The sequence below is a fragment of the Microbacterium sp. X-17 genome (assembly GCF_039615055.1).
This window is the reverse complement of record NZ_JBDHNI010000006.1, coordinates 536,218-560,562: the sequence shown is the minus strand read 5'-3', so window position 1 is coordinate 560,562 and position 24,345 is coordinate 536,218. Positions and strand designations below refer to the sequence as shown.

21 protein-coding genes are annotated in these 24,345 nt (G+C 71.3%); 13 read left to right on the top strand and 8 right to left on the bottom strand.

All coding sequences use genetic code 11. The features are described from left to right. Positions 1 to 10 precede the first annotated feature (10 nt). From ABCS02_RS28900 to ABCS02_RS28885, 4 genes are all read left to right on the top strand, one after another. Positions 11 to 1,042, top strand: a complete 1,032-nt coding sequence (locus ABCS02_RS28900; protein WP_345839161.1) for an aliphatic sulfonate ABC transporter substrate-binding protein — start codon at positions 11 to 13, stop codon at positions 1,040 to 1,042. Positions 1,043 to 1,049: 7 nt separating this feature from the next. Further along, a complete protein-coding gene (locus ABCS02_RS28895) occupies positions 1,050 to 1,937 on the top strand; it encodes an ABC transporter permease (protein ID WP_345839160.1) in 888 nt (295 codons plus the stop codon). A 152-nt stretch (positions 1,938 to 2,089) separates the two neighbouring features. Continuing rightward, positions 2,090 to 2,557 (top strand): SRPBCC family protein, encoded by a 468-nt coding sequence (locus tag ABCS02_RS28890; RefSeq protein ID WP_345839159.1) that lies wholly within the window; start codon positions 2,090 to 2,092, stop codon positions 2,555 to 2,557. Between the two features lie 96 nt (positions 2,558 to 2,653). Continuing rightward, positions 2,654 to 3,664 carry a helix-turn-helix domain-containing protein gene (locus ABCS02_RS28885; protein ID WP_345839158.1) on the top strand — a complete coding sequence of 337 codons (1,011 nt, stop codon included), beginning with the start codon at positions 2,654 to 2,656 and terminating at the stop codon, positions 3,662 to 3,664. Positions 3,665 to 3,667: 3 nt separating this feature from the next. On the opposite strand, the gene ABCS02_RS28880 is transcribed toward ABCS02_RS28885, so the two are convergent. From ABCS02_RS28880 to ABCS02_RS28870, 3 genes are all read right to left on the bottom strand, one after another. Then, positions 3,668 to 5,317: a DUF11 domain-containing protein gene (locus ABCS02_RS28880; protein ID WP_345839157.1), complete on the bottom strand. Its 1,650-nt coding sequence runs from the start codon at positions 5,315 to 5,317 to the stop codon at positions 3,668 to 3,670. Positions 5,318 to 5,446: 129 nt separating this feature from the next. Next, on the bottom strand, positions 5,447 to 6,343 hold the full coding sequence (locus ABCS02_RS28875; protein WP_345839156.1) for an SDR family NAD(P)-dependent oxidoreductase: 897 nt from the start codon (positions 6,341 to 6,343) through the stop codon (positions 5,447 to 5,449). 7 nt (positions 6,344 to 6,350) lie between these two features. Next, positions 6,351 to 7,115 carry a DNA alkylation repair protein gene (locus ABCS02_RS28870; protein WP_345839155.1) on the bottom strand — a complete coding sequence of 255 codons (765 nt, stop codon included), beginning with the start codon at positions 7,113 to 7,115 and terminating at the stop codon, positions 6,351 to 6,353. Positions 7,116 to 7,389: 274 nt separating this feature from the next. Between ABCS02_RS28870 and ABCS02_RS28865 the strand changes: the two genes are divergently transcribed. The 5 genes from ABCS02_RS28865 (at position 7,390) to ABCS02_RS28845 (ending at position 15,069) form a co-directional block, all read left to right on the top strand. After that, on the top strand, positions 7,390 to 8,826 hold the full coding sequence (locus ABCS02_RS28865) for a sigma-70 family RNA polymerase sigma factor (protein WP_345839154.1): 1,437 nt from the start codon (positions 7,390 to 7,392) through the stop codon (positions 8,824 to 8,826). Positions 8,827 to 8,905: 79 nt separating this feature from the next. Then, positions 8,906 to 11,995, top strand: coding sequence for a hypothetical protein (locus ABCS02_RS28860; protein ID WP_345839153.1), 3,090 nt, complete (start codon positions 8,906 to 8,908; stop codon positions 11,993 to 11,995). 47 nt (positions 11,996 to 12,042) lie between these two features. Then, positions 12,043 to 13,518, top strand: a complete 1,476-nt coding sequence (locus ABCS02_RS28855; RefSeq protein ID WP_345839152.1) for a SpaH/EbpB family LPXTG-anchored major pilin — start codon at positions 12,043 to 12,045, stop codon at positions 13,516 to 13,518. Next, on the top strand, positions 13,515 to 14,408 hold the full coding sequence (locus tag ABCS02_RS28850) for a class C sortase (RefSeq protein WP_345839151.1): 894 nt from the start codon (positions 13,515 to 13,517) through the stop codon (positions 14,406 to 14,408). Before ABCS02_RS28855 ends, ABCS02_RS28850 begins: the two co-directional genes overlap by 4 nt. Further along, positions 14,401 to 15,069, top strand: a complete 669-nt coding sequence (locus tag ABCS02_RS28845; RefSeq protein ID WP_345839150.1) for a class F sortase — start codon at positions 14,401 to 14,403, stop codon at positions 15,067 to 15,069. Before ABCS02_RS28850 ends, ABCS02_RS28845 begins: the two co-directional genes overlap by 8 nt. Here the strand turns inward: ABCS02_RS28845 and ABCS02_RS28840 are convergent. After that, positions 15,056 to 15,220 (bottom strand): hypothetical protein, encoded by a 165-nt coding sequence (locus tag ABCS02_RS28840; RefSeq protein WP_345839149.1) that lies wholly within the window; start codon positions 15,218 to 15,220, stop codon positions 15,056 to 15,058. The two genes, ABCS02_RS28845 and ABCS02_RS28840, sit on opposite strands and share 14 nt — an antisense overlap. Before the next feature lie 195 nt (positions 15,221 to 15,415). On the opposite strand from ABCS02_RS28840, the gene ABCS02_RS28835 reads away from it, so the two are divergent. From ABCS02_RS28835 to ABCS02_RS28825, 3 genes are all read left to right on the top strand, one after another. Continuing rightward, on the top strand, positions 15,416 to 16,858 hold the full coding sequence (locus ABCS02_RS28835; protein ID WP_345839148.1) for a DUF6421 family protein: 1,443 nt from the start codon (positions 15,416 to 15,418) through the stop codon (positions 16,856 to 16,858). A gap of 86 nt (positions 16,859 to 16,944) precedes the next feature. Further along, entirely contained in the window at positions 16,945 to 17,583 is a 639-nt protein-coding gene (locus ABCS02_RS28830; protein WP_345839178.1) for an SDR family NAD(P)-dependent oxidoreductase, read from the top strand. 68 nt (positions 17,584 to 17,651) lie between these two features. Next, positions 17,652 to 18,722 carry a low specificity L-threonine aldolase gene (locus tag ABCS02_RS28825; RefSeq protein ID WP_345839147.1) on the top strand — a complete coding sequence of 357 codons (1,071 nt, stop codon included), beginning with the start codon at positions 17,652 to 17,654 and terminating at the stop codon, positions 18,720 to 18,722. A gap of 209 nt (positions 18,723 to 18,931) precedes the next feature. Here the strand turns inward: ABCS02_RS28825 and ABCS02_RS28820 are convergent, their stop codons facing one another. Genes ABCS02_RS28820 through ABCS02_RS28805 form a run of 4 tightly spaced genes read right to left on the bottom strand, consistent with a single transcriptional unit; the run spans position 18,932 to position 23,133 of the window. Further along, a complete protein-coding gene (locus ABCS02_RS28820; protein WP_345839146.1) occupies positions 18,932 to 19,912 on the bottom strand; it encodes a glycoside hydrolase family 43 protein in 981 nt (326 codons plus the stop codon). Continuing rightward, positions 19,909 to 20,820 (bottom strand): carbohydrate ABC transporter permease, encoded by a 912-nt coding sequence (locus ABCS02_RS28815; protein ID WP_345839145.1) that lies wholly within the window; start codon positions 20,818 to 20,820, stop codon positions 19,909 to 19,911. The genes ABCS02_RS28820 and ABCS02_RS28815 overlap by 4 nt, the downstream gene beginning before the upstream one ends. After that, a complete protein-coding gene (locus ABCS02_RS28810; RefSeq protein WP_345839144.1) occupies positions 20,817 to 21,830 on the bottom strand; it encodes a sugar ABC transporter permease in 1,014 nt (337 codons plus the stop codon). The genes ABCS02_RS28815 and ABCS02_RS28810 overlap by 4 nt, the downstream gene beginning before the upstream one ends. After that, positions 21,820 to 23,133: an ABC transporter substrate-binding protein gene (locus tag ABCS02_RS28805; RefSeq protein ID WP_345839143.1), complete on the bottom strand. Its 1,314-nt coding sequence runs from the start codon at positions 23,131 to 23,133 to the stop codon at positions 21,820 to 21,822. Before ABCS02_RS28805 ends, ABCS02_RS28810 begins: the two co-directional genes overlap by 11 nt. 172 nt (positions 23,134 to 23,305) lie before the next feature. Between ABCS02_RS28805 and ABCS02_RS28800 the strand changes: the two genes are divergently transcribed. Continuing rightward, complete coding sequence (locus ABCS02_RS28800) at positions 23,306 to 24,316, top strand: LacI family DNA-binding transcriptional regulator (RefSeq protein WP_345839142.1); 1,011 nt, start codon at positions 23,306 to 23,308, stop codon at positions 24,314 to 24,316. Positions 24,317 to 24,345: the final 29 nt, after the last annotated feature.

Here is a 24,345-nt window from a genome sequence, read left to right as displayed (position 1 = left end):
GGCACCCGGCATGCACCGCAGACCCACGATCGTCACCGCCGTCGCCGCGCTCACCGCGGCGGCCGCCCTCCTGCTCTCCGGCTGCGTCGCCGGGGAGGGCGCGGCCTCCGGCTCCACCGCCGGGGTCACGAAGGGCGGGACGCTCAACATCGATTTTGCGACCTACAATCCGCTCAGCCTGGTCATCAAGAAGGAGGGCTGGCTGGAGAAGGCACTCAAGAAGCAGGACATCACGGTGAACTGGGTGCAGTCGGCGGGGTCGAACAAGGCCAACGAGGCGCTCCGCTCCGGCGCGATCGACGTCGGGTCCACGGCGGGCTCCGCCGCGCTGCTCGCGCGCGCCAACGGCTCCGCGATCACGACCATCGACATTTTCTCGCAGCCGGAGTGGTCGGCGCTCGTGGTCGGCCCGGACTCCCCGATCACCTCGGTGAAGGAGCTCAAGGGCAAGCAGATCGCGGCGACCAAGGGCACCGACCCCTACTTCTTCCTGCTGCAGGCGCTGGAGGCCAACGGGCTGTCGGCGAGCGACGTCACCATCCAGAACCTCCAGCACGCCGACGGCTGGGCGGCGCTGCAGAACGGCTCGGTGCAGGCCTGGAGCGGGCTCGACCCGATCATGGCGAACGCCCAGAAGGCCGGGGCGAAGCTGATCTACCGGAACGTGAAGTTCAACACGTACGGGTTCCTCAACGCGACGGAGTCCTTCCTCTCCTCGAAGCCGGACGTCGCGCAGACGGTCGTGAACACGTATGAGCACGCGCGCGCCTGGGCGCTGAAGCACCCGAATGAGACGGCGAAGATCCTCGCGGACGTCGCCGGCATCGACCCGGCGGTGGCGACCACGGTCATCACCGAGCGCAGCAACCTGGGCGTCTCGAACGTCCCCGGCGCGGCTCAGCTCGCGGTACTGAAGAAGGTCGGCCCGATCTTCGTGGAGTCCGGCGACGTGCGCACGCAGGCCGACATCGACAAGGCACTCGGCAGCCTCCTCGACCCGACCTTCGCGAAGAAGGCCGACCCGAGCGCGATCGGCGGTTGAGCGCGGGATGACGTACCAGAACGCGCCGGACGGGGACGGCCCGCTGATCGTGGTCGGAGGGCCAGGGGGCGGCACCTCGGTCGCGCGACAGACACCCCGGGAGAGCTCCCCGCGGGATGCCTCGCCGCGCGTGCCGTTCCTCTCGCGCCGTTCCGTGCGGGTGGTCGGCGGCGCGCTGATCCCGGTCGCGCTGCTCGTCGTCTGGCAGCTCGCCTCCACTTCCGGCGCGTTCTCCTCCTCCCAGCTCCCCACGCCCGCGATGGTCGTCCAGGCCGGCGTCGACCTGGCGCAGCGCGGCCTGCTCGGCCTCTACATCGCGATCTCGACGCAGCGCGTCCTCATCGGCTTCGCGTTCGGCGCGGCGCTCGGGCTGCTGTTCGGCGCGATAGTCGGGCTGTCGCGGCTCGGCGACATCCTGTTCAGCCCGACGCTCGGCGCGATCAGGGCGGTGCCGTCGCTCGCGTGGGTGCCGCTGCTGATCCTGTGGTTCAGGATCGGCGAGGACTCCAAGATCATCCTGATCGCGATCGGCGCGTTCTTCCCGGTCTACACGACCGTCGCCGCCGCCCTCCGGCACGTCGACCGGCAGCTCGTGGAGGCCGGGCGCGCGTTCGGCCTCGGCGGCGTGCGGCTGTTCACGACCGTGCAGCTGCCGTCCGTGCTGCCGTCGGTGGTGTCGGGACTGCGGCTCGCGCTCGCCCAGGCGTGGCTGTTCCTCGTCGCCGCGGAGCTGATCGCCTCCTCGATGGGGCTCGGCTTCCTGCTCAGCGACTCGCAGAACAACGGGCGCACGGACCGGCTCTTCCTCGCGATCATCCTGCTCGCGATTCTCGGCAAGCTGACCGACTCCCTGGTCGGGCTGTTCGAACGGTGGGCGAACCGCCGCTGGGGATGACCCGCGCCGGGCCGGACCCGCGCCGGGCCTGACCCCCGCTTCGCCCGCCACCCTCTCACCATCCCGGCGGACTGTCGACCCCCTCGCGCGCTCCCCCGACCCCGCCTAGCGTCGTCGCCGAATCCGCACACATCGAGGAAAGGAATCGGCCCATGACCGCAGTGACCGAGAGCATCGACGTGAACGTCCCCGTCACCACCGCCTACAACCAGTGGACTCAGTTCGAGAGCTTCCCGCACTTCCTCGACCAGGTGGAGGACATCCGCCAGGTCGACGCCACCACGAACCACTGGCGCGTGAAGATCGGCGGCGCGACCCGGGAGTTCGACACGGTGATCACCGAGCAGCACCCGGACGAGCGGGTGGCCTGGAAGAGCGTGGCGGGCGATGTCGTCCATGCGGGCGTCGTCACGTTCCACCACCTCTCCGCGGACAGCACACGCGTCACCGTGCAGTTCGACTGGCAGCCCGGCGACGCGCTCGAGAAGGCGGGCGCGGCGCTCGGCGTGGACGACCACGCCGTCAAGAAGGACCTGCGCAACTTCAAGGAGTTCATCGAGGCGCAGCCCGCCGAGACGGGCGCCTGGCGCGAGGACGTCGACCGGGGAGGCCTCGGCTGACCCCTGCGCGGCTCTGCTAAGTTCTCCCCTCAGGAATGTCATATCTCACGGGGAGCGATCGCCGGGAGACCGGGAGCGAGAGAACGGACCGCCGCCATGAAACCTGGGGAGCAGCCGCCGGATCGACGATTCGCGCGGCTGCTCCTGAACTACGACGACACGCGCCGCAGGTTCAGCGAGACGACGGTCCCGCTGCTGTGCACGACCACGGAGTCGCAGACCTTCCGCACGGCCGTGAGCGGCGCGATCGTCGGCGGCGTCGTGCTCAACGCCATCAGCGGCTCGCGGCACACGGTCGAGCAGCCCCACCAGCACGGCGGCAGCGAGACCGGGGCCAACGCGATGATCCACATCCAGCTCACCGGGGAGAGCACGCTGGAGCAGGACGGCCGTGCCGCGGCGGTGCGGGCCGGTGACATCACCGCGTACACCGCCGCACGTCCCTTCCTGCTCGACCACGGCGGGGAGAGCCTCATCGTGCGCATCCCGCACCGCGCGCTGCCGGTGCCCGCGAGCACCGTGGACGACGTTGTGGCGGTGCGCTTCGAGCGGGAGCGTCCCCTCGTCGGCATCGTCCACCCGCTCGCCGTGCAGCTCGGCCGCACCGCCCACCGCCTCGAGGGCGGCGCCGGCCGGCGCCTGGTCGAGAGCGCGGTCGGGATGCTCGGCGCCGTCGTGGTGGAGGCGCTGCAGGCCCGCGAGAGCGGCGCGAACGCGTCCCAGCTCGACCAGGTCATCGAGTACATCGAGGTGAACCTCTCCCGGCCCGACCTCTCGGTGGCGGAGATCGCGAGCGCCAACTTCATGTCGGTCCGCAAACTCCACGCGCTCTTCGGGGAGCACGACAGCACCGTCGCCGCCTGGGTGCGGTCGCGGCGCCTGGAGCGCTGCCGGAGCGACTTGGCCGACTCGGAGTTCGGCGGCCTCCGGATCGCCGAGGTCGCCGCGCGCTGGGGGTTCAAGGACGCCGCGCACTTCAGCCGGCTCTTCACCGGCCGGTACGCCATCTCGCCGCGCGAGTTCCGGGCCTCCGTCGCGGGCGTCGCCGCACGCGCACGAGTGACGGGACCGCGCACGGACCCGCCACTCGTCGCTGTGCCGCTCTAGCGGTTACGTCCTGCTCGACCGGCGCTTCAGCGCCTGCCCGAGCGCGAGGATTCCGCTCGTCACCAGCAGCACGACGGCGAGCGCCGCCAGCGTCCAGGCGTTGGCGAGCGCCTCGCCGGTGGTCGCGAGCGAACCGGCCGGAGCAGTGACCTGCGAGCTCGCCGGGGTCACACCCTCCGCGTCGACCGTCCCGGGGTCGAGCGGCGGGACCACGATGTCGGTGTCGTCGTCGGTGCAGACCGCCCCTGTCGCCTGGTCGTCCTCGCAGACGCCGTCCGCGGTGATGGACGCGGTGTTCACGATCGACGTGCCCTGCGGGACGTCGGCGCGGACGTTCGCCGAGACGACGATCTCGCGCCGCTCCCCCGCGGCCAGCTCGCCGAGCTCCCAGACGAGCGTCGAGCCGGACGACGCCGCGCTGGGCACGACCGAGGACTCCACGAAGTCCAGGTGCTCGGGGAGCGTGTCGGCAACGACCACATCCGGTGCGGGGACGTCCCCGACGTTGGCCGCGACGAGCACGTAGTCGAGTCGCTCACCGGCGGTCACGATCGTCCGGCCGTCGTCCTTGGCGATCGACACGGCGGGCTGCGCCGGCGGGTCCTGCGGCGGCGGGTCGAGCGGCCCGAAGTCCTCCGCGAACGGGACCTCGAAGCCGGCCGCATACAGGTTGGAGAGCACCGTCTTGATCTGGTCGTTCGCCGCGCGGACCCCGCTGCCGAGCGGCGAGCCGCCGCCCAGGGCGTGCGTGAACGTCTTGCGGAAGCCGAGCGTCACCGGTCGGTCGAGTGGCTTCTTCTTCGTGACGTGGAGGCTGCCGTCTGCCGAGGTGGTCACCCCGAGGTAGTCGTCGTAGCCGGGCGTGGAGGTGGCGGGGTCGACCTCCAGGGTGAAACCGCGGAGGGCGTCGGCGTCGGTGAGGGTGACCCGGTCGGCGAACGTGACGGGGTCGGAGGCGAAGTCCGGGGTCGCCTCGAAGCGGGCGAGCAGCGCGTCGAGCTCGGCGTGGAGCGCCGGCAGGTCGACGCCGACCGCCGAGAAGTCACCGCGCTCCAGATGGGGCAACGGCTCGAGGAGGTTGTCCTTGGCGAACAGGTACCAGGCCTCCACCTGCGCCGCGAGCATGACCTCCGCCGCCTCCGCGGTGCGGAACGTCAGCGGCCGGGTGCCGTCGGTGGCGATCGAGAGGCCGCGCTCCTGCGCCGTCTGGAGGCCCGCGTTGAGCACCCGCGAGATGCGCACAGCGGTCTCTGGCGGGACCACGGTCGCCAGTTCGAAGTACTCCGACCCGTCCGGCACCTGGTAGTCGACGTGCAGGACGTCGATGCAGACGAGGATGCTGTCCGGCCGGTACATCCCTGTCGCCGGGTCCACCCCCAGGAAGTAGTACGGCATGCCCCAGACGGCCTGGCCGCCGGCATGCCTCAGCTTCGGGGTGTGCAGCCCCTTGTGCGCCTCCTCGATCCGGTCGACGTCGAGGTCGACGCGGAGGTAATCCGCCCCGAGGAGGGTGCCGGTCGCCTCCCACTGGAGGCCGGAGAAGTCGCGTTGAGCCGCGTCCGCGCTGGGCGCCGTGGTGAGCCCGCCGAGTGCCACGCCCAGCGCGACGACGAACGCCAGGGCCGACCCGATCCGTGTACCGATCCGTTTCATGATGCTGCCTTTCGAACGAACGGGCCCGGTTTCGGCCCGCGCATCCAGGCTGCGCGACAGCAGCGGCCCGGCGGCGCTCGGGTGCACGGATATCCATGTCCGGCCGCGAGACCGGCACGGATCGTCACGTCAGCGGCCGGTGAACTCGTCCATCGAGCTGTAGACGCCGAACAGCCGCCCGACGGCGTCCCAGGCGCGCGTGGGGAGGACGCCCTTCAGCGTCTTCGCGAGACCGACCGACCACGGCAGCAGCAGGACCGGCTTGCCCGCGAGCATCGCCCGCCAGACCCGGTCGACCACGTACTCCGGGGTGAGGATGGGGGTGAGCAGCGGCCCGCGGGCGCCCTCGAACATCCCGGTGTCGATGTAGCTCGGCGCCACGGTCGTCACCTTCACGTGGCCGAAGCCCTGCTGCTCCAGTTCGAGGCGGAGGCTGTCGCTCCAGTTGATGACGGCGGACTTGCTGGCCGCGTAGACGCTCATGCGCGGGTTGGCCAGGGTGCCGGCCGCGGAGGCGATGTTGACGATGCGCGCCTCGCGGGCGCTCGCGATCATCCCGGGCAGGAACTCCCGCGTCGTGTACATCGGCGCCAGCGCGTTGACCTGCATGGTCGCGCGGGTGTCGTCGCCGTTGTCGTGCTCCCAGAAGAACTTGCCGCGGACGATCCCTGCGTTGTTGACGAGCACGTCCACGCCGTCGAGCTCCTTGCGCACCGACTGCGCGGCCTGGGCGATGCCGCCGAGCTCGCGGAGGTCGACGATGTACGGATGGATGCTCGTGCCGGCCGCGGTGCCTCCGGTCGCCGAGCTCGGCGAGCCGGCCGGGGCGCCCCACGCCGTGACGGTGCGGCCCGCGAGCACCTCGGCGCGCAGGCGATCGGTGAGCCGGGTGAGGCCGGCCTCGTCACGATCCCAGAGCACGACGTGCCGGGCGCCCTCCCGGACCGCGCGCTCCGCATAGAGGAGGCCCATGCCGGAGGCCGCGCCCGTGATCAGGACGCGTGCGCCTCGAACCGTTCTCGCCATCCGTCCATCATCTCAGGCCCCTTCCGCTCCGGCGAGGCGCTGCCCGATACGCGGCCCTCGTCGCGGCGTCGAGGTGCTCGGTCGCGTAGGCGAGCATCGTGCGCGGCATCCGCCCGGCGTACTCGTCCAGGAAGCCGGTGAGCAGCGCGCGGTCGACCCGCTTGCCGGTCTCGCGCAGCATCCAGCCGACGGCCTTGTGCATGAGGTCCTCCGGATCGTCCAGCAGGCGTGCCGCGAGCTCCAGCGTCGTGGAGGCGTCACCCGCCTTGAGGAACGTGAAGGTGGAGAGCACGGCCACCCGCCGCTCCCACAACACGGGGCTGGCGGCGAGCTCGTCCAGCAGCCCGCGCGGGCGGTCGAGGAGGAACGCGCCGAGCACGTACTCGGCGGAGGCGTCCACGAGATCCCAGTTGTTCACGCGCCCGCCGCGCACGGCCTGCAGGTAGAAGGCGGCCAGCCGCTCCCGCTCGCCGTCGTCGCGGGTGCGGACGCCGCTCGCCCGGGCGAAGGCGGCGTTCAGGACGATGAGCCCGGCCAGCCGGTGCTCATGGACCGGGCTGTCCAGCAGCGCGCTGACCTCGGGCAGCGGCAGGCCGGCGAAGCGCTTCGCGACCGCGCGGGTCTGCGGCACGCGCACGCCGAGGAAGACGTCGCCCTCGCCGTACTCGCCGGGGCCGGTCTTGAAGAAGCGCTGGAGGAAGACGGCGTCCGCCGGGTCGGCCAGCGCGGCGAGCGCCTCGATGACGGCGGCGGCGGTCTGGTCCGTGGTCACGAGAGCACTCTAGGGGCCGCCGGGGACAGTGCAGGTTCGCGGGGTGCCCGGCCTTTCCCGAATGCACCGGCACCCCGCGAGCAGCCTCCCCTCGAGCTGCACCGGACGGCACGAGTGACGTTCCGGCATGTGAGAGAGCGGGCCTCCGGGAATCCATGACGCGACGGAGGGGTGAAATCCCACGCGACGGGATTCGTCATGGAAACGGTGTCCGGCGGTCTCTTCAACACGGTCGTCTTCCGGCGCCGCCGACCAGTCCCGATCTGGAGAGCACGTGTCCCGTCTCGCTGCCCGCAAGGACGCCATCACCGGCCTGTCCGACAGTCAGCTCGTCGACCGCACCCGCGGCGGCGACGAGCGCGCCTTCGCCGAGCTGTGGCAGCGGCACCATCGCGCGGGCGTGACCGTCGCGCGCTCGTACACGACCACGTTCGACCCCGACGACCTGGTGTCGGAGGCGTTCACCCGGATGTTCGCGGCGATCGCCGACGGCGGCGGCCCCACCAGCGGCTTCCGGCCGTACCTGTTCACGGTGATCCGGAACACCGCGGCGAGCTGGGGTCGCCGGGCGTCGCACGAGATCGCGATCGAGCACGCCGAGGAGATCGAGGACCTGCGGTTCACCGAGGCGACCCGGCTCGCCGACCTGGACCGCTCGCTGGCGGCCACGGCCTTCCGAGCCCTCCCGCCGCGCTGGCAGGAGGTGCTCTGGTACACGGAGGTCGAGGACCTGCCGCCGCGGGAGGTCGCACCGCTGCTCGGGATGAGCGCCAACTCCGTGGCGGCCCTGGCGGTCCGGGCGCGGGAGGGACTGCGCGCCGCCTGGATCCAGGCCCACCTGGCGACGGTCCCGGAGGGCTCGGAGCACCACTGGGCGATCGAGCACCTCGGCATCGGCCTGCGCAAGCGGCTGGCGGCGAGCGTGCAGCGGCGCCTGGACGCGCACCTGGAGGACTGCGCGGACTGCCGGGTGGTCGCGGTGGAGGCGGCGGAGGCGAACCGGCACATCGGGTTCGTGCTGCTGCCGCTGGCGGCGGGGGTCGGTGGGGCTGCGGCGTATGCGGGCGGTGCGGAGCGTGGCGAGGGGCCGGCGGCGAGCGCTGAGCCGGCGCCGGGAGTGGGATGGCGGACGTGGGGGGCGTCGACGGTCGTGGCAGGGGCGGCCGTCGTCGCAGTGACCTCGATCGTGGCGGTCTCACTCGGCGTCGCGCCGCGCGAGCCGGTGGCGACGTCGGCGGCGGACCTCGCGCGGCCCTCGGCGACGGCCGCGCCCGGAGCCCCGGATGCCGCGGTCCCCGAGGGGAGCCCGGCTCCGGCGCCCGAGCCCGTCGCCCCTCCGGCGTCGGTGGGGGATCCGGTTCCGCAGCCGGCCCCCGATGACTCCGCCGCGGCCGCCACCGCTGGGCAGCCGACTCCCGCCGCGGTCCCTGCGCAGCCGACGTCGCCTCCGACCCCGCGTCCGACTCCGATGCCGACGCCGAGCCCGACACCGACCCCGACACCGACCCCGACCCCGACCCCGACACCGACCCCAGCCCCCACCGCCGAGCCGACCCCGACACCGACACCGACTCCGACCTCGACTCCGACTCCCGCGCCGACCGCATCTTCCCCACCGGTCGCGCACACCCCCGCCCGCCCCATCCACCGGCACGGTCAGCGAACTCACAGGACGGGCAGCGTCACGCCGGGAGGTGAAATCGCTCCTTAACTTCAGAACCAGTCGCGATCACCCGATCCACGCCCTGCTGGTCCGCACCCGATGACCCGAACCCTCGGAGGACCCCGACGTGCCTGCGCCCACCCTGCACTCCGCACCCGCCGCCGCGCGCCGGTCCGCCGTGCGCCGGCTCGCCGCGCTCGTCTCCGCCCTCCTCGTCTGCGCGGTCGCCCTCGTCGCGGGCGGGCCGGCGCTCGGCGCGGGCGGGTCCGCGAGCCTCTCGGTGACGATCGCGCCCGCCACGACGCCGATCCCGGCCGGGGCGACCGCGCAGTGGACCGTGAACTACCAGTGCTCGTCGGTGGATCCGTCCGTCACCTCCTGCGCGAACGCGGTGATCACCGTCAACGTCGCGAAGCTCTCGCCGCAGGGCCACGCGGTCACCTGCACGGTCGGCGGCTCGACGGCGAACGGCGACTTCACTCCCACGTCGACCGGCTTCATCGGGTCCGGCGCCGGCAACAGCATCCCGGTCGGCGCGTCCGGTCAGCTCACCTTCGCGTGCAAGACGGCGGCCGGCACCACGCCCGACCAGTCGTCGCTCGTGGCCACGGCGACCTTCAGCTCCGACTCGGCGAGCGCACTGGCGACGGCCACGGCGGCGCCGATCGCGATCACGGCGAAGCCCGTGCTGAACGTCACGAAGGTCCTGCAGGGCGACTCGGTCCTGGACGGGATCACGGCGTACCAGCTCACGGGGACCTTCAACGACGCCATCACGGGCACCGGCGACTGGAACACGACCGATGCCGCGTTGGTGGACACCCTCCCCGCGGGCGCGGTCTTCGTCAGCGCCACCAACGGCGGCGTGTACGACCCGGCGACCAACACGGTCACCTGGCGGGGCGGGTCGGCGGCCACCATCGCCGCCACGGTCGACGTGACCTATCCGTCCGGCGCCTTCGGCCCGACCAGCACGGTGACCAACACGGCGAAGCTCACGGCGACGACCGTCACGGACCCGACCACCGTGTCCGCGACCGCGAGCGTGACTCACACGTTCGCGAACGCCTCGGCCGGCTCCGGCCTCTTCACCAAGTCCGTGTCCCCGAACCCCGCGGCCACGAGCGCGATCTTCAAGACGGCCAACTACAACTGGAACCTCCAGGTCAGGAACACCGGCCAGGTGCCGATCGGAGGCACGCTCTACGACTACCCGCCGTGCGACAGCGCGCCGCTGAGCAACTCGCTCCCGCAGGACTGCCGCACCCCCGGCTTCACGATCACCCAGTTCGAGAAAGTCCCGTCCGGGTCCGTCTTCACGTTCTTCTTCGCGGACGGCACGACACAGACCGTGACGAAGTCCACGGATGCGTCCGTTCCGTACCTCGTTCCCGGCGGCTGGCTGATCGCCGGCTACTCGATCGCGCTGCCGCCGTACGCCGTCAGCCCGGGGACGACGCTCTACATCAACGTGGACGGCCATCTGACCGCGGGCGACGGCTACGTGCCGATGACGCAGACCAACTGCGCTCAGTGGTCGATCACGAACGCGCCGCCGACGCCGATGGCCACCGCCGGGGACAAGGACAAGTCGTGCGCGGTGGCGTACTTCAAGAACGCGGCCGCGTCGCTGCTGATCCGCAAGTCCTACACCGGCGGGCCGAACGCCCTGCTCTCGGGTCAGGTCGCGCCGTGGAGCCTCCTCGTCTCCAACGCCGGCGCTGCCGGAGACGCGCACTACCTCGACGCCCCGGTGCACGTCAGCGACACACTCCCGGCCGGCGTCAGCTATGTGCCGGGCAGCGCGGTCGTGACCAGCGCGTCCGGCGCCTACACGTACGACCCCTCGTACACGACGGCCGGCCTGACGGTGACGCAGAGCGGGCAGACCGTGACGTTCTCCTTCCCGCCTGGAGCGATCCTGAACCGGCAGCAGGCCTTCACGATCCAGTTCTCCACGGTCGTGAAACCCGGCGTAGGAGCGACGACGCAGACCAACAGTGCGAGCGTGTGGGACGACGCGGACCCGACCTGGGCCCCGACCCCCGGCAACGGCACGACGTCGAGCGCGTCCTTCGCGACCGGGACGTCAGCGCAGGCCGGCGCCCAGAAGGAGGTCAAGGGCCAGTTCGACAGCCAGTACCTGTTCTCGGTCCCCGGCTCGCCGGCCGTCGGCACGTCTCCGGCCGGGGGGACCTCGCAGTGGCGGCTGAACATCGGCTCGCTCGGCTCGACGCCGATCACCGACCTGTTGGTCTACGACGTGTTCCCGTATGCCGGTGACACCGGGGTGTCGGGAGGCCAGAGCGGCGTGGCACGCGGGTCCCAGTTCCCGCCGACGCTCGCGGGCGCGCTCACGCTCCCGCCGGGAGTGACGGCGACCTACTCGCTCAGCACGAACCCGTGCCGCCCCGAGGTCTACCCGAACCAGCCCGCGGGGTGCGGGCCGACCTGGCTGACCGCCGCCCAGGTGACGGACTGGGCCCAGGTGCGCGCCGTCCGCATCGACGCCACGGCGCTGACGTTCCAGCCCGGTCAGACGGTGGAGGTCGACTACGCGATGAACCTGCCGGCGTCGGCCACCCCCGGCCAAGTCGCCTGGAACTCGCTCGCGTACGCCGCCTCCAGCCCGAGCGGCCCGCTGCTCCCGGCCGAGCCGGTGAAGGTCGGCATCCGGGTCGCGACGCCGCCGGCCGTCGCGATCACGAAGACCGACGCCGCGGGGAACCACGCGCCGACCGCCGGCACCGCAGTCTCGCTCGACGCGACGAAGACCACCGGCCTGACGTTCACCGTGACGAACACCGGAGGCGAGCCGCTGCAGAACGTCACGGTGAGCGACGCGATCATCGCGGGCGCGGCGACCGTCACCGGGTTGAGCTGCGCCTTCCCGGACGGCTCGACCGGCACCCACTGGGCCGGTCCCCTGGCCGTCGGCGCGACCGTCCACTGCACCGCGACGCTGAGCGCTCTCGGCTTCAACGCCGTCCACGCCGACGACGCAACCGTGACCGGAACCGGTGCGTTCACCGGCGCGCCCGTCACCGCCGACGACCAGTACCACGCGCAGACGCCCGGCGCTCCGGCGATCGTCCTGCCGCTCACCGGCGGCCTCGGCACCGACGTCATCGCCGTCGCGGCGATCGGGAGCTTCGCCGTCGCTGCGGTGCTGGCCGTCTGGCAGTTCCGGCGCCGGATCCGCAGGCTCCCACGCTGAACGCGGCAGACCCCTTTTCCTTCGCCCGATCACAGAACAGGAATCCCATGACCATCACGAGAAGACTCGCCGCCGCGATCGGCGTCGGCGCCCTCGCGCTGCTGGGGGCGGCGGCGTTCGCCGGCCCCGCGAGCGCGGACACGACCGGCGGCAACGCGCCGGCCGCCCCGTACACCCTGACGATCACGAAGCTCCAGAACCCTCCCGGCGGCGGGACCCCCGCGAACGGCACCGCGCAGACGAGCGCCCTCACGCCGATCCCCGGCGTGGTGTTCAGCGTCGCGCCGGTGAACGGCGTCGACCTGACGACGCCCGCGGGCTGGACCACGGCGGCCGGGCTGACGGTGAACGGCTCCGGCCAGGTCGTCGGCGGCGGCACCACCTACACGACCGGCGCCGCGACCGCCCTGCCGGCCACCGGCGGCTCGGGCATCACTACGTACACGACCTCCACGCCGGCCGTCTACGAGGTCACCGAGACGAGCGCCCCGGCCGGCACCCAGCTCGGCGCGCCCTTCCTGGTGACGCTGCCGCTGCCGCAGGGCGGGAACTGGCTGACGAACGTGTTCGTGTACCCGAAGAACACGGTGGAGGGCGCACCGGTCAAGGCGGTCGACGACACCGGCGCCTACGGCCTCGGCGCCTCGGTCACCTGGAGGGTGACGTCCACCGTCCCGAACCAGGTCGCGGGGAACGCCTTCACCCAGTACTCGCTGACCGACCCGCTGGACGCCCGGCTGACCCCACCGGCGCCGGCGACGGTGACGGTGTCCTTGGCCTCCTCGACCGGCACGGCGATCGCGCTGACGGCGGCGGACTACACCGTCAGCGTGTCAGGCCAGACCGTGACCGTGGACTTCACCGCCTCCGGTCTCGCCCTGCTCACGGCGCACCCGGGCGCGGTCGTCACCGCCACGATCCCGACCGTGGTCGGCGCGGTCGGCAGCGGGACGATCCAGAACGTCGCGGACCAGACCATCTCGACCCAGTCGGGCTCGACCGTCACCACGCCCTCCAATCCGGTCCAGGACACGTGGGGCGACGTGAGCCTCCACAAGGTCGACCCGAACGGGAAGGCCCTGGCCGGCGCGCAGTTCCAGGTGTTCACCTCCCGGGCCGACGCGCAGAGCCTGACGAACCCGGTCGCGGTGAACGGCGCCACCACCTTCACGTCCGACGCGTCCGGCGCCGTGGCGATCGGCGGCCTCAAGGCGCAGAACGACGGCGTCGGCCCGGACCTGACCTACTACCTCGTGGAGACGCAGGCCCCGGCCGGGTACGTGATCGCGCCCGCGTTCGCGCAGTCGTCCGGCGGGTCCGCGCAGACGGTGGCCCCCGGCGCCGGCGCGAACCCGACCGTGACGGTCACCGACCCGCAAGCGCCGCCGATCGCGCTGCCGCTGACGGGCTCCACCGGGACGACGGTCTTCGTCGTCGGCGGCCTCGCCCTGGCCGCCCTCGCGGCCGGCGCGGCCGTCCTCGTGGTCCGTCGCCGCGCCCGTGAGGAGGGGCCGGCCGCGTGACATCCCCGCAGCACGGGAGGGCCGCCACCGCGAGACGGTGGCGGCTCTCCGCCCTGTCGGTGGCGGTCACCGTGCTGTGCCTCCTGGGCGTGAGCGTCGCGCTCTACCCGGCGACGGCGAGCTGGTTCAGCGCCGCGCAGGAGGCCGCCCGGCTCGCGCAGTACGGCGACGCGGTGACGGCCATCGGGCCCGCCAGCCGCCTCCAGGCGCTGGACGAGGCCGCGGCGTACAACTCCGCGCTCACCGGCGGCGGCGCGGTGAAGGCCAACGAACGCGTGCCCGTCGGCACCGCGGCCACGCTGCCTCAGGGCTTCGACTACGACCGGCTCCTGGCCGCGGACGCGTACGGGCTGATGGGACGGATCGTCATCCCGTCCATCGGCGCGGACCTCCCGATCTATCACGGCACCGGCGACGCGACCCTCGCGGAGGGCGTCGGCCACCTCGAAGGCACGTCCCTCCCGATCGGCGGCCCCGGCACCCACGCCGTGCTCGCCGGCCACCGCGGGCTGGCATCGGCCACGCTGTTCACGAACCTCGACCGGGTGCGCGACGGCGACACCTTCATGCTCTATGTCTTCGGCGAGACGCTCACCTACCGGGTCTCGACCATCGCGGTCGTGAACCCTGACCAGACCAGGACGCTCGACCCGGTGGCGGGGAAGGACCTCGTCACCCTGGTGACCTGCACGCCCCTCGGGATCAACAGCCAGCGGATCCTCGTGACGGGCGAGCGCGTGACGCCGACCCCGGCGGCCGCGGTCGCACGCGGGCACGAGCCGGCCGCCGGACCCGGGTTCCCCTGGTGGGCCGGCGGATTCGCGGCCGCGGTGGTCGCGGGCGGCGGCTACCTCTGGTGGTCGGGCCGGTCCCGGGTGCGCCGTGGGTAGGCGGACGGCCGCCGTCGCGCGCCGTCGCCGGCCCGGCCCGGTCCGGCTCGTGATCGCGCTGCTGCTGTGCGTCGTCGCGGTGGTCGCGGGCGGCGTCGCCGTGTCGGCGTATCTCTGCGGCAGCGGCAGGCCCACCGACATGCGCGGGAATCCCGTCGACCTCCCGGCGCCGTCGCGAAACGTGCAGCAGCGGACGGACGCGGTCGCCCAGGTCGCCGGGATGACCCTGCACGTGCCGTCCGCCGGGCTCACCGTGCCGCTCGGCGAGCTGAACGAGGTGGACGGCGTCATCGACCCGCCGGGGTTCTCGTCCGCCTACCTGGTGCGCAACTACGGCACGCAGCTCGCCGACGCCGGTCTCGGGACGGTCTTCGTCGTGATGCACTCGTGCCGTGGCGGAGCGGTGTGCCCCGGTGACTATCTGACCGACCTGACGGCCGGGACGGCGTCGGTCGCGGTGGGCGCCGACGTCTACGTGGGCGGCCTCCACTACCGGGTGACGGGCTCGGAGACGGTCCACAAGCCGGACGTCCACGCCGACGCCGCCCTCTGGGCGAATGTCCCCGGACGGCTGGTGTTGCTGACCTGCCTCCAGACGCCCGCCCAGACCGCGTCGATCGACAACCTGGCCGTCACGGCTCAGCTCGTCACGACGCGGTGACTCCCGGAACGCCGAAGCGCGCCACCCACTCGGCGTAGGTGTGGTCCTCCCCGATCGGGCAGTCGCAGGAGATGAGGATCCACTCGCCGGAACGGGAGGCGAGCATGCGCTCGACGTGCGGGACGGCGATGGAGTCGGTGCGTGCGGTCATGCTGTTAGAGAGCTGCGCGCGCGCCGGCCATGACGCTGCGACGTTTTCGTGCGCGATCCGCCTCCTCGGCGCAGGTTTCCAGCGAAACTGTCAAGAAATCGCCCGGAGTTCGCGGTTAGGCTCGGATCGGAGCGCCGAAACGGCGATCCATCGCAAAGCCGCGAGCGCGGCCGATCGTACGACGGGAGGTTCGTCATGTCTCAATTCGTCCCGCAGTTCACTGCAGGAGCCATTGTCGGGGAGCCCGAGGTCGTCGAGGACGCCCGCTCCGTCCGCGAGGTCGCCACGCTCCCCGCGTGGCTGCGGCTCAAGGAGGCGGCGACCGCCCTCCAGGCGCTCCAGGTCAAGGACGGCTCGGTCGAGCAGGAGTCCGACAAGCCCGCCGCCGCCGAGCTCACGTCCACGATCGTCGACGCCGTCGCCGAGCTCGCCCCGTTCTTCCCGCACGACGCCGACTACCTCGCCGCGCTCCGCCGCGACTTCGGCCGCTGGGCAGACGAGGGCTTCGGCGTGCCCGACTTCCTCGACGCGCTGAACGCGTTCCAGCCGCAGCAGCACCGCGTCGACGGCCTCGGCCACCTCGTGGTGTTCCCGATGTACACGCAGAACGGCAGCACGAACCGGTTCGTGGAGGCGGTGCTGGTCGAGGTCATCTGGCCCGAGTTCGTGGCGGCGCTGGAGGCCGGCGACTACGGCAACAAGCTGTTCGTCGCGCTGCGCTTCGTGGACTTCACCCCGGGCTACGACACCAACTCGGCCGTGCTGTTCCCCGAGACGGTCGCGATGCGCGAGATCCCGTCCTTCACGTGGGGTGCGATCTTCCAGGACCGGGAGGCCGCCCGCTACCGCCGGGTCGTGCGCGCCGCCGCGGAGATCACGAAGCTGGAGCTGCCGGAGGACGCGGCCCGGATGCTGGAGGACCAGCGGCTCACGGAGGAGACCTTCGTGATGTGGGACATCATCCACGACCGCTCCCACATGCGCGGCGACCTGCCCTTCGACCCGTTCATGATCAAGCAGCGGATGCCGTTCTTCCTCTACTCCCTGGAAGAGCTGCGCTGCGACCTCACCGCGTTCCGCGAGTCCGTGCGGCTGGAGCGTCAGCTCGGGGCGCTGCCGGAGTCGGAGCTGTCGGAGCAGCAGCAGCAGATCCGCGACCACGCGAAACTGGTGCAGTACGCGGTGATCTTCGACCGGATCTTCCGGTTCGCGATCACCGGCAGCCGGGTGCGCAACTACGACGGCCTCGGCGGGCAACTCCTCTTCGCCTGGCTGCACCAGCACAATGTCCTGCACTGGACCGACACCCAGCTCACCATCGACTGGGATCAGGTGCCCGACGTGGTCGTGGCGCTCTCGGACCGGATCAACGACCTGTACTGGCGCTCCATCGACCGGCCCAAAGTCGCGCACTGGCTCGCCGCCTACGACATGCTCACCCAGACCCTCACCCCCAACCCGGCCTCCAACTGGGCGCGCGGGCTGTCAGATGAGACCCTCGCCGGCGCGCCGAAGGGATACACCGACGCGGTCCTGGACGACGAGTTCCCGCTCTCGATGTTCTACGAAGCCCTCAATAAGAAGATGGCCGCCGTCATCGAATCCACCTCCGGCATCACCGGAACGACGGACGAGTGACGGATCAGCACGGTTCGACGCCGGCGCGGTTCTCACCCGAAGGGACCGCGCCGGCGCCGGCGAGCGGCGTCTCCGGGCGGCTCGTCCTGATCGCCGGCGCGACCAGCGCCTCCGGTGAGGCGGTGGCGCGCGCGCTCACGGCGGCGGGCGCGACCGTGCTCGCGGTCGGCACCCGGCAGGAGGCGTTGGACGCGCTGGCGGAGGCCGTCCCGGGCGTCGACACCCGGGTCTGCGACCTGGCCGACCGCGACGCGGTGGCCGAGCTGGCGATGCGCATCCACCTCAAGTTCGGCCGGGTCGACGGCCTGGTGCATCTCGTCGGCGGCTGGCGCGGCGGTGGCGGCATCGCCGGGCAGAGCGACGACGACTGGGACTTCCTGGAGCGCGGCTTCCAGACCCTGCGGAACACCACGCGCGTCTTCTACGACGACCTGGTCGCCTCCCCCGCCGGCCGCCTGGCCGTCGTGTCCTCCACGGCGGTCGACAAGCCGTACGCGGGGGGCGCGAACTACGCCGCGGCCAAGGCGGCGGCCGACGCGTGGACGCGCGCGGTCGCTCAGGGCCTCGGCAAGGAGGCTCCGCAGTCGGCCGCAGTCGTGTTCGTCGTCAAGACCCTCGCCGGCTTGGAGGAACGGCTCGGCGAGGAGGTCGTGCGCCTCTGGGACGCCGACGCCGCCACCCTCAACGGCACCCGCATCGCGCTCGACATTCGTGCCGAATGGTGACTTTCGCGCCTCGATAGGCGCCATTCGGCACGAATGCGACCGCGCGCGGCGAAATCTAGGATGGAACAGTGACGCTACAACTCCATGACCTCAACCTGCGCGGCTTCGCGTCGGACAACTACGCGGGCGTGCACCCGGAGATCCTCGACGCGATCGCCGCCGCCAACAACGGGCACCAGATCTCCTACGGCGAGGACGTCTACACCGAGCGACTGCACGAGGTGTTCGCGCAGCACTTCGGCGAGGGCGTCCAGGTGTTCCCGGTGTTCAACGGCACCGGCGCGAACGTCGTCGGGCTGCAGTCGATGGTGCCGCGCTGGGGAGCTGTGATCTGCGCAAAGACCGCGCACATCAACACCGACGAGGCGGGTGCGCCCGAGAAGGTCGGCGGCCTCAAGCTGCTGACGGTCGAGACCCCGGACGGCAAGCTGACCCCCGAGCTCATCGACCGGGAGGCCTGGGGCTGGGGCGACGAGCACCGCGCGCAGCCGCTCGCCGTGTCCATCACTCAGACCACCGAGCTCGGCACCGCGTACAGCGTCGAGGAGATCCGTGCCATCGCGGACCACGTGCACGCGCGCGGCATGAAGCTGCACCTGGACGGCGCCCGCATCTCCAACGCCGCCGCCACCCTCGGCGTGCCGTTCAAGGAGTTCACCACCGACGCCGGCGTGGACGTGCTCAGCTTCGGCGGCACCAAGAACGGGATGCTGTACGGCGAGGCCGTCGTCGTCCTCAACCCCGCCGCGTCCGAGGGCCTGCTCTACCTGCGCAAGCTCAACATGCAGCTCGCGTCCAAGATGCGGTTCATCTCGGCGCAGCTCATCGCGCTGCTGCACGACGACCTCTACCTGCGATCGGCGTCGCACGCCAACGCGATGGCGTCCCGGCTGCGCGGCGCGCTGGAGGCGGGGATCGCGGACGGCAGCATCCAGGGCGTCGGGTTCAGCCAGGCCACCGAGGCGAACGGCGTCTTCGCCACGCTTCCGGCCGGCGTCGCGGACCGGCTGCGGCAGCACTTCCGGTTCTACGACTGGGACGCGGCCCGCCACGAGGTGCGCTGGATGTGCTCGTTCGACACCACCGAGCAGGACATCGACGACTTCGTCGCGGCCCTGGTCGCCGAGCTGGCGGCCTGACCCCCCCCTCACTGGGGACAGACCGGGGTACAAAGATGTCCTCCATTTGACGGACACATTTGGTAGTCTCTAAGAGTCGACGGAGGAACCCGAATAATCCCTCGGCGATAACCCCGAAACGCATGCCGGGCTGTGTGGAGTAACCCTAGTATCCACACCGCCCGGCATCGTGGGTTAACGGCGTCGTATCAGCCGAACCTCATGAATCGTCAGGTCGCGGGGACAGGGACGCCGCCGCGCCAGGCCACCCGGACGACATGGAGACCGCGGTAGACGGTCGCGTCGTCCCAGGAGTGGAACAGCAGCCAGTCCACGCCCTTGAAGCTCACCAAATCCGCTCCGCCGGGGCCGCGGTAGCGACCTCCGCTGCCCGTGGTCGACAGGATCGGGCCGTCGTGCTTCGTGTACGGGCCGAGGAGGCTCGGCGCGGTGGCCGCGCCGGTCGCGTACGCGTCGCCGCCGTAGTCGTTGGCCGAGTAGAGCAGCACGTAGGTCCCGGCGTGCTTCACGATCACGGGCGCCTCAACCAGGTGCCCCTCCCACGGCTCGGTCTGCTTGACGAGCTTCGTCGCCTCGCCGACCAGCGCCGTGCCGTCGGCGGAGAGCCGCTGCACGTGGATCCAGGTGTCCAGTCCGCAGCAGTTGCCGTCGTTCTTCCACACCAGGAACCGGGTGCCGTCGTCCTCCGTGAACACGCTCGCGTCGATCGCGCCGCCCTCGTCGACCGGGCAGACCAGCGGGGCAGCGGACGGCGAGGTGAACGGGCCGGCCGGGTCGGCCGCGAACGCGGCGCCGACGCACTGCCGCCCGCTGGCCGTGTCCGTCGCGGTGAAGTACAGCGCGTAGCGCCCGCCGGGCAGCGCGGCCGGTCCGGGAGCCCAGGTCTTGCCGGGCGTCGCCCAGGACGGCAGCTCCGGGAGGGCGTCCGCGTCGCTCAGCGTCCAGTGCCGCAGGTCGGTGCTGGACGCGAGCTGCACGTTCTTCCCCGGCGCGTTCGTCGCGTACGCGTAGACCCGGTCGCCGACCACGAGGGCGCCCGGATCCGGGAAGTCCTGGTCGAGCTGGAACGCGGCGGTCGTGGGTGTCGGGCTCGGGGCGGCACCGCCCGCCGCGCAGCCCGTCAGCGCCGCGAGCGCGACCGCGGCGGCGAGCGCCGAGCCCGCCGCCGCGCCGGTGCGCCCGCGACTCACCCCTTGACCCCGCTGGTCGCGACGCTCTCCACGATCTGCTTCTGCGCGAAGAAGAACAGGATGAGCACCGGGACCGACGCCACCACCGCGCCCGCCATCACGATGGCGAAGTGCGTGGAGTAGGCGCCCTGGAGCTGCGAGAGCCCGGGCTGCAGCGTCAGGTTCTCCGGGCTCAGCAGCACGTACACGGGCCAGAGGAAGTCGTTCCAGTTGGCCAGGAAGCTCAGCACCGCGAGGGTCGCCAGGGCCGGCCGCGCCAGCGGGATCACGATCTGGAGGAAGATGCGGAGGTCGCCTGCACCGTCGATGCGGGCCGCCTCCTCGATCTCCTGGGGCAGCCCGACGAAGAACTGCCGCAGGAAGAACACCCCGAACGCGCTCGCCGCCCCCGGGATGGTGATCGCCCAGATGGAGTCGAGCCAGCCCAGGTTCTGCACGATGAGGTAGTTCGGGATGAGGAAGATGACCGGCGGCACCAGGAGGGTCGCCACGATCAGCCCGAAGACGATGCGCTTGCCCGCGAACTCCAGCCGGGCGAGCGCGTACGCGGCGAGGGAGGCGGTGATCAGGATGATCACCGACTGGAGCGCAGCGGCGCCCAGGCTGTTGAGGAACCAGCGGAACACCGGCTGCTGCCCGTTCGCGATGGTCGCGTAGGCGTCGAACGAGAACGGGTTTGGCAGCGCCGAGTACGGGTTGCGGATCGCGTCGCCGTCCGTCTTGAACGACGTCAGCAGGATCCACACCAGCGGCAGGATCACGATGAGCGCGAGCACGATCAGGGCCGCGTAGAGCACACTCTTGCGGAGCGCCTGCTGCGGGGTCTGCTTGCGCCGCGCCGGGATGCGCCGCGGCTGCTCCGGCGCGTCCGCGGCGGGCTCGCCGGGCCGGGAGGTGACGGTCGTCATGAGGCGCTCTTCTCTGCCCGCTCCCGCTGGAGGCGGAAGTTGACGATACTGATGATGGCGAGGAACGCGAACAGCACGTAGCTCATGGCCGACGCGGCCGCCATGTTGTTCTGCGACAGGCCCTGGTCGGCGATGTACATGATCGCCGTGCGGGTCGTGTTGCCCGGGCCGCCCTTGGTGAGCAGGAACGACTGGCCGAACATGTTCGCGCTGGCGAGGATCGTGATGGTCACCACGAACGTCATCACCTGGCGGAGGCCGGGGAGCGTGACGCTGACGAACTGCCGGAACGCCCCGGCCCCGTCGAGGGCGGCGGCCTCGTAGAGGTCGGCGCTGATCCCCTTGAGCCCGGCCAGGATGATGACGGTGTTGAAGCCCATCGTCCACCAGACGGTGACGCCGACCAGGGTGATCCAGGCCCACGGCACGTCGACGGTCCAGGGGAGGTTGTCGGGCAGCCCGATCATCCCGAGCACGTGGTTGACGATGCCCGACTGCGTGTCGAGCAGGTACTTCCAGATCACGCCGATGACGGCGACGCCCAGCACGTACGGGGCGAAGAACGTCGCGCGGAAGAACGAGCCGGCGCGGATGCGCTGGTTCAGCAGCACGGCGACCAGCAGCGGCACCAGGAGGAGGAACGGCACGCTCGCGACCGTGAAGATGCCGGTGGCGAGCATGGACTGCCAGAAGTCGCCGGAGGTCGTGCTGCCCGGCGTGAACAGCTCGATGTAGTTCTTGAGGCCGACGAACGACTGCGTCGCGCGGAACGGGCTCCAGTTGGTGAGGCTGATCCACAGGCCGAAGACGGCCGGCGCCAGCACGAACACCAGGAACAGCACCAGGAACGGTGCCAGGAAGAGGTAGGCGACGCCCGTGCGACGCCGGCCGCCCGGCCGCCCGGCCGCAGCGCGTGCGGACCGGGTCGACCGGGCGGACCGTGCCGAGCCGCGCGGGCGGGGCGCCCCGGTCTCCCGGGGCGCCACCAGCAAGTCGGTGTCAGTTGCCATACGTGTCTTTGTTCTGCTTGATCAGCGCGTTCGCCTTCGCGACGGCGTCGTCGAGCGCCTGCTGCGGGCTCTTCTTGCCGGTGATCGCCTCGTTCACCGCGGTGGTGATCGTGGCCTCCACGCTGGTGATGCCGGGCGCCGTGGCCTCGTAGTGGGCGTAGGGCAGCTCGTCCAGGAACGGCTTCAGGGCCGGGTAGTCCTTGACCAGCTTCGGGTCGTCGCGCACCGAGTTCTTGGCGGGCAGCTCACCGGTCTTGGGCCAGTCGGCGGAGTTGTCGTTCATCCACTTGACGAACGTCGCGGCGGCCGCGGTCTTGTTCTTGTCCTGCCCCTTGTTGTTCATGAACATCCAGTGGGTGGAGCTCGACCAGACGGCCTTCTGGGTGCCGATCTGCGGCACGGCGACGGCCTGCCAGTTCAGCTTGCCGAACGCGGTGTTGGTGGTCTGCCAGACGCCGTTCCAGTTGAACGCGGTCTTGCCCGCGATCAGGGCGTTGATGTTGCCGTCCTGGGCGACGTTCGCCGGGCTGTGACCGTTCTTGATGAGGTCGGTCATCCAGGTCAGCGCCTTGACACCGGCGTCGGAGTTGAAGGTCGCCTTCGTGACCGGCTTGTCGAACAGGTCGCCGCCGTACTGCCAGAGCAGGCTCTCGAACTCGAACGTTCCGGTGAACACGTAGCCGTCCACCCACTCGCCCTGCACGCCCGCCGCCTTGAGCTTGGCGAGGGCCGCCTCGTACGAGGTCTTGTCGGCCGGGATCGAGCTCGGGTCGACGCCGGCCTTCTGGAGGACGTCCTTGTTCACGTAGAGGCCGAGCGGCGTCACGCTCCACGGCACCGCGTACTGCGCGCCGTTGTACTTGCCGGCGTCCATCAGGCCGGCCGGGAAGTCGCTCGCCGAGTAGCCGAGGGACTTCACGATCGAGTCGGCCTTCAGCACGAGCCCCTGGGCCGCGTAGGTGGCGATGTCGTCGCCGTGGCCGACCGCGACGTCGGGACCCTTGCCGGCCTTGACCGCGAGCGGCATCTTCTGGCCGATGTCGGACCACTGCATCGGGACGTCCTTGACGACGATGTTCTTGTGCTCGGAGTTGAACTTGTCGATCAGCTTCGGGACGAGGACGGGGGCGGCGCCGCCGGTCCAGCCGTTCCAGAAGCTGATGGTCACCTTCGGGCCGGTGTAGTCGCCCGAGGAGACCTCGGAGCCTCCGGAACCCGAGTTGCTACCGCACGCCGTCAGCGCGAGGCCGAGCCCCACCGTGACTGCGGCTGCGACCGCGCGCACCGCGAATCGCTTCTTCATGTGATCTCTCCCTTGAGTGCTCCCCGCAGCCGCTGAGTCGCGGCGGTCTGCCCGAGGAGGGCCGATGGTGTCCCTGCATGTTTACAGCGCTAGATATTTGCTGTCAAGCGGTGGCGGTTTTCCTTCGACGGTACACTCGTGCTCACCAGTGCCACGCCAGACAGGAGCCGACATGGCCGTTCGCTTGCAGGATGTCGCGGAATACGCGGGCGTCTCGATGAAGACCGTGTCCAATGTCGTGCGCGACTATCCGCACGTCAGCGCCAAGATGCGCGAGCGCGTCCAGAAGGCCATCGACGAGCTCGGCTACCGGCCGAACGTCATGGGCCGCCGCCTCGCGACCGGGCGCACGGGACTGCTCGCACTGGCCTTCGCCGACGTGCGGATCCCCTACTTCGCCGAGCTCGCCCGGGTCATCGCCGACGCGGCCGAGGAGCGCGGCTACCGCGTGCTGCTGGAACAGACCGAGGGCACGCTGGACGGCGAGCGCGCGGTCGTCTCTGCCAGCGAGTCCGGCCTGGTCGACGGGATGCTGTTCCAGCCGAACCTGATGAACTCGACCGAGCTGGCGCAGAACCGCGCGGACATCCCGCTCGTCGTCCTGGGCGAGAACGCGGCGCCGCTCACCGTCGACCAGCTCATGGTGGACAATGTCGCGGCCGCCCGCACGGCGACGGCGCACGTGATCGCGCACGGCCGGCGCCGGATCGGCTTCGTCGGCCACGAGGCCGGCGGCCTGACCCGGACCTCCACCCTGCGAATCGCGGGCTATCAGCAGGCGCTCGAGGAGGCCGGGATCACGCCGGACCCGAGCCTGCTGATCTCGACCACGGCCATCAGCGCGTCGAGCGCGGTCACGGCCGTGGGGGCGGCGCTCGACGCCGGGCTGACGTTCGACGGGCTGGTCTGCCGCGACGACCTCGCCGCGATCGGCGCGCTGCGCGCCCTCCAGGAGCGGGGCGTCCGGGTGCCGGGGGACGTGGTGGTGACCGGCTGGGACGACATCCCGATGACGCAGGTCACGTACCCGTCGCTGACCTCCATCGCCCCGGACATGCGGGCGCTGGCCTCCCGCGCGCTGGACATGCTGCTGGAGCGCGTCGGCGGCTACGAGGGCATGGGGCGGCACGAGCTGGTGCCGTACACCCTCGTGACCCGGGAGAGCGCTCCCGAGGTTTTCTGACTTTACAGCGCTGGATAGTTGCGCCATGC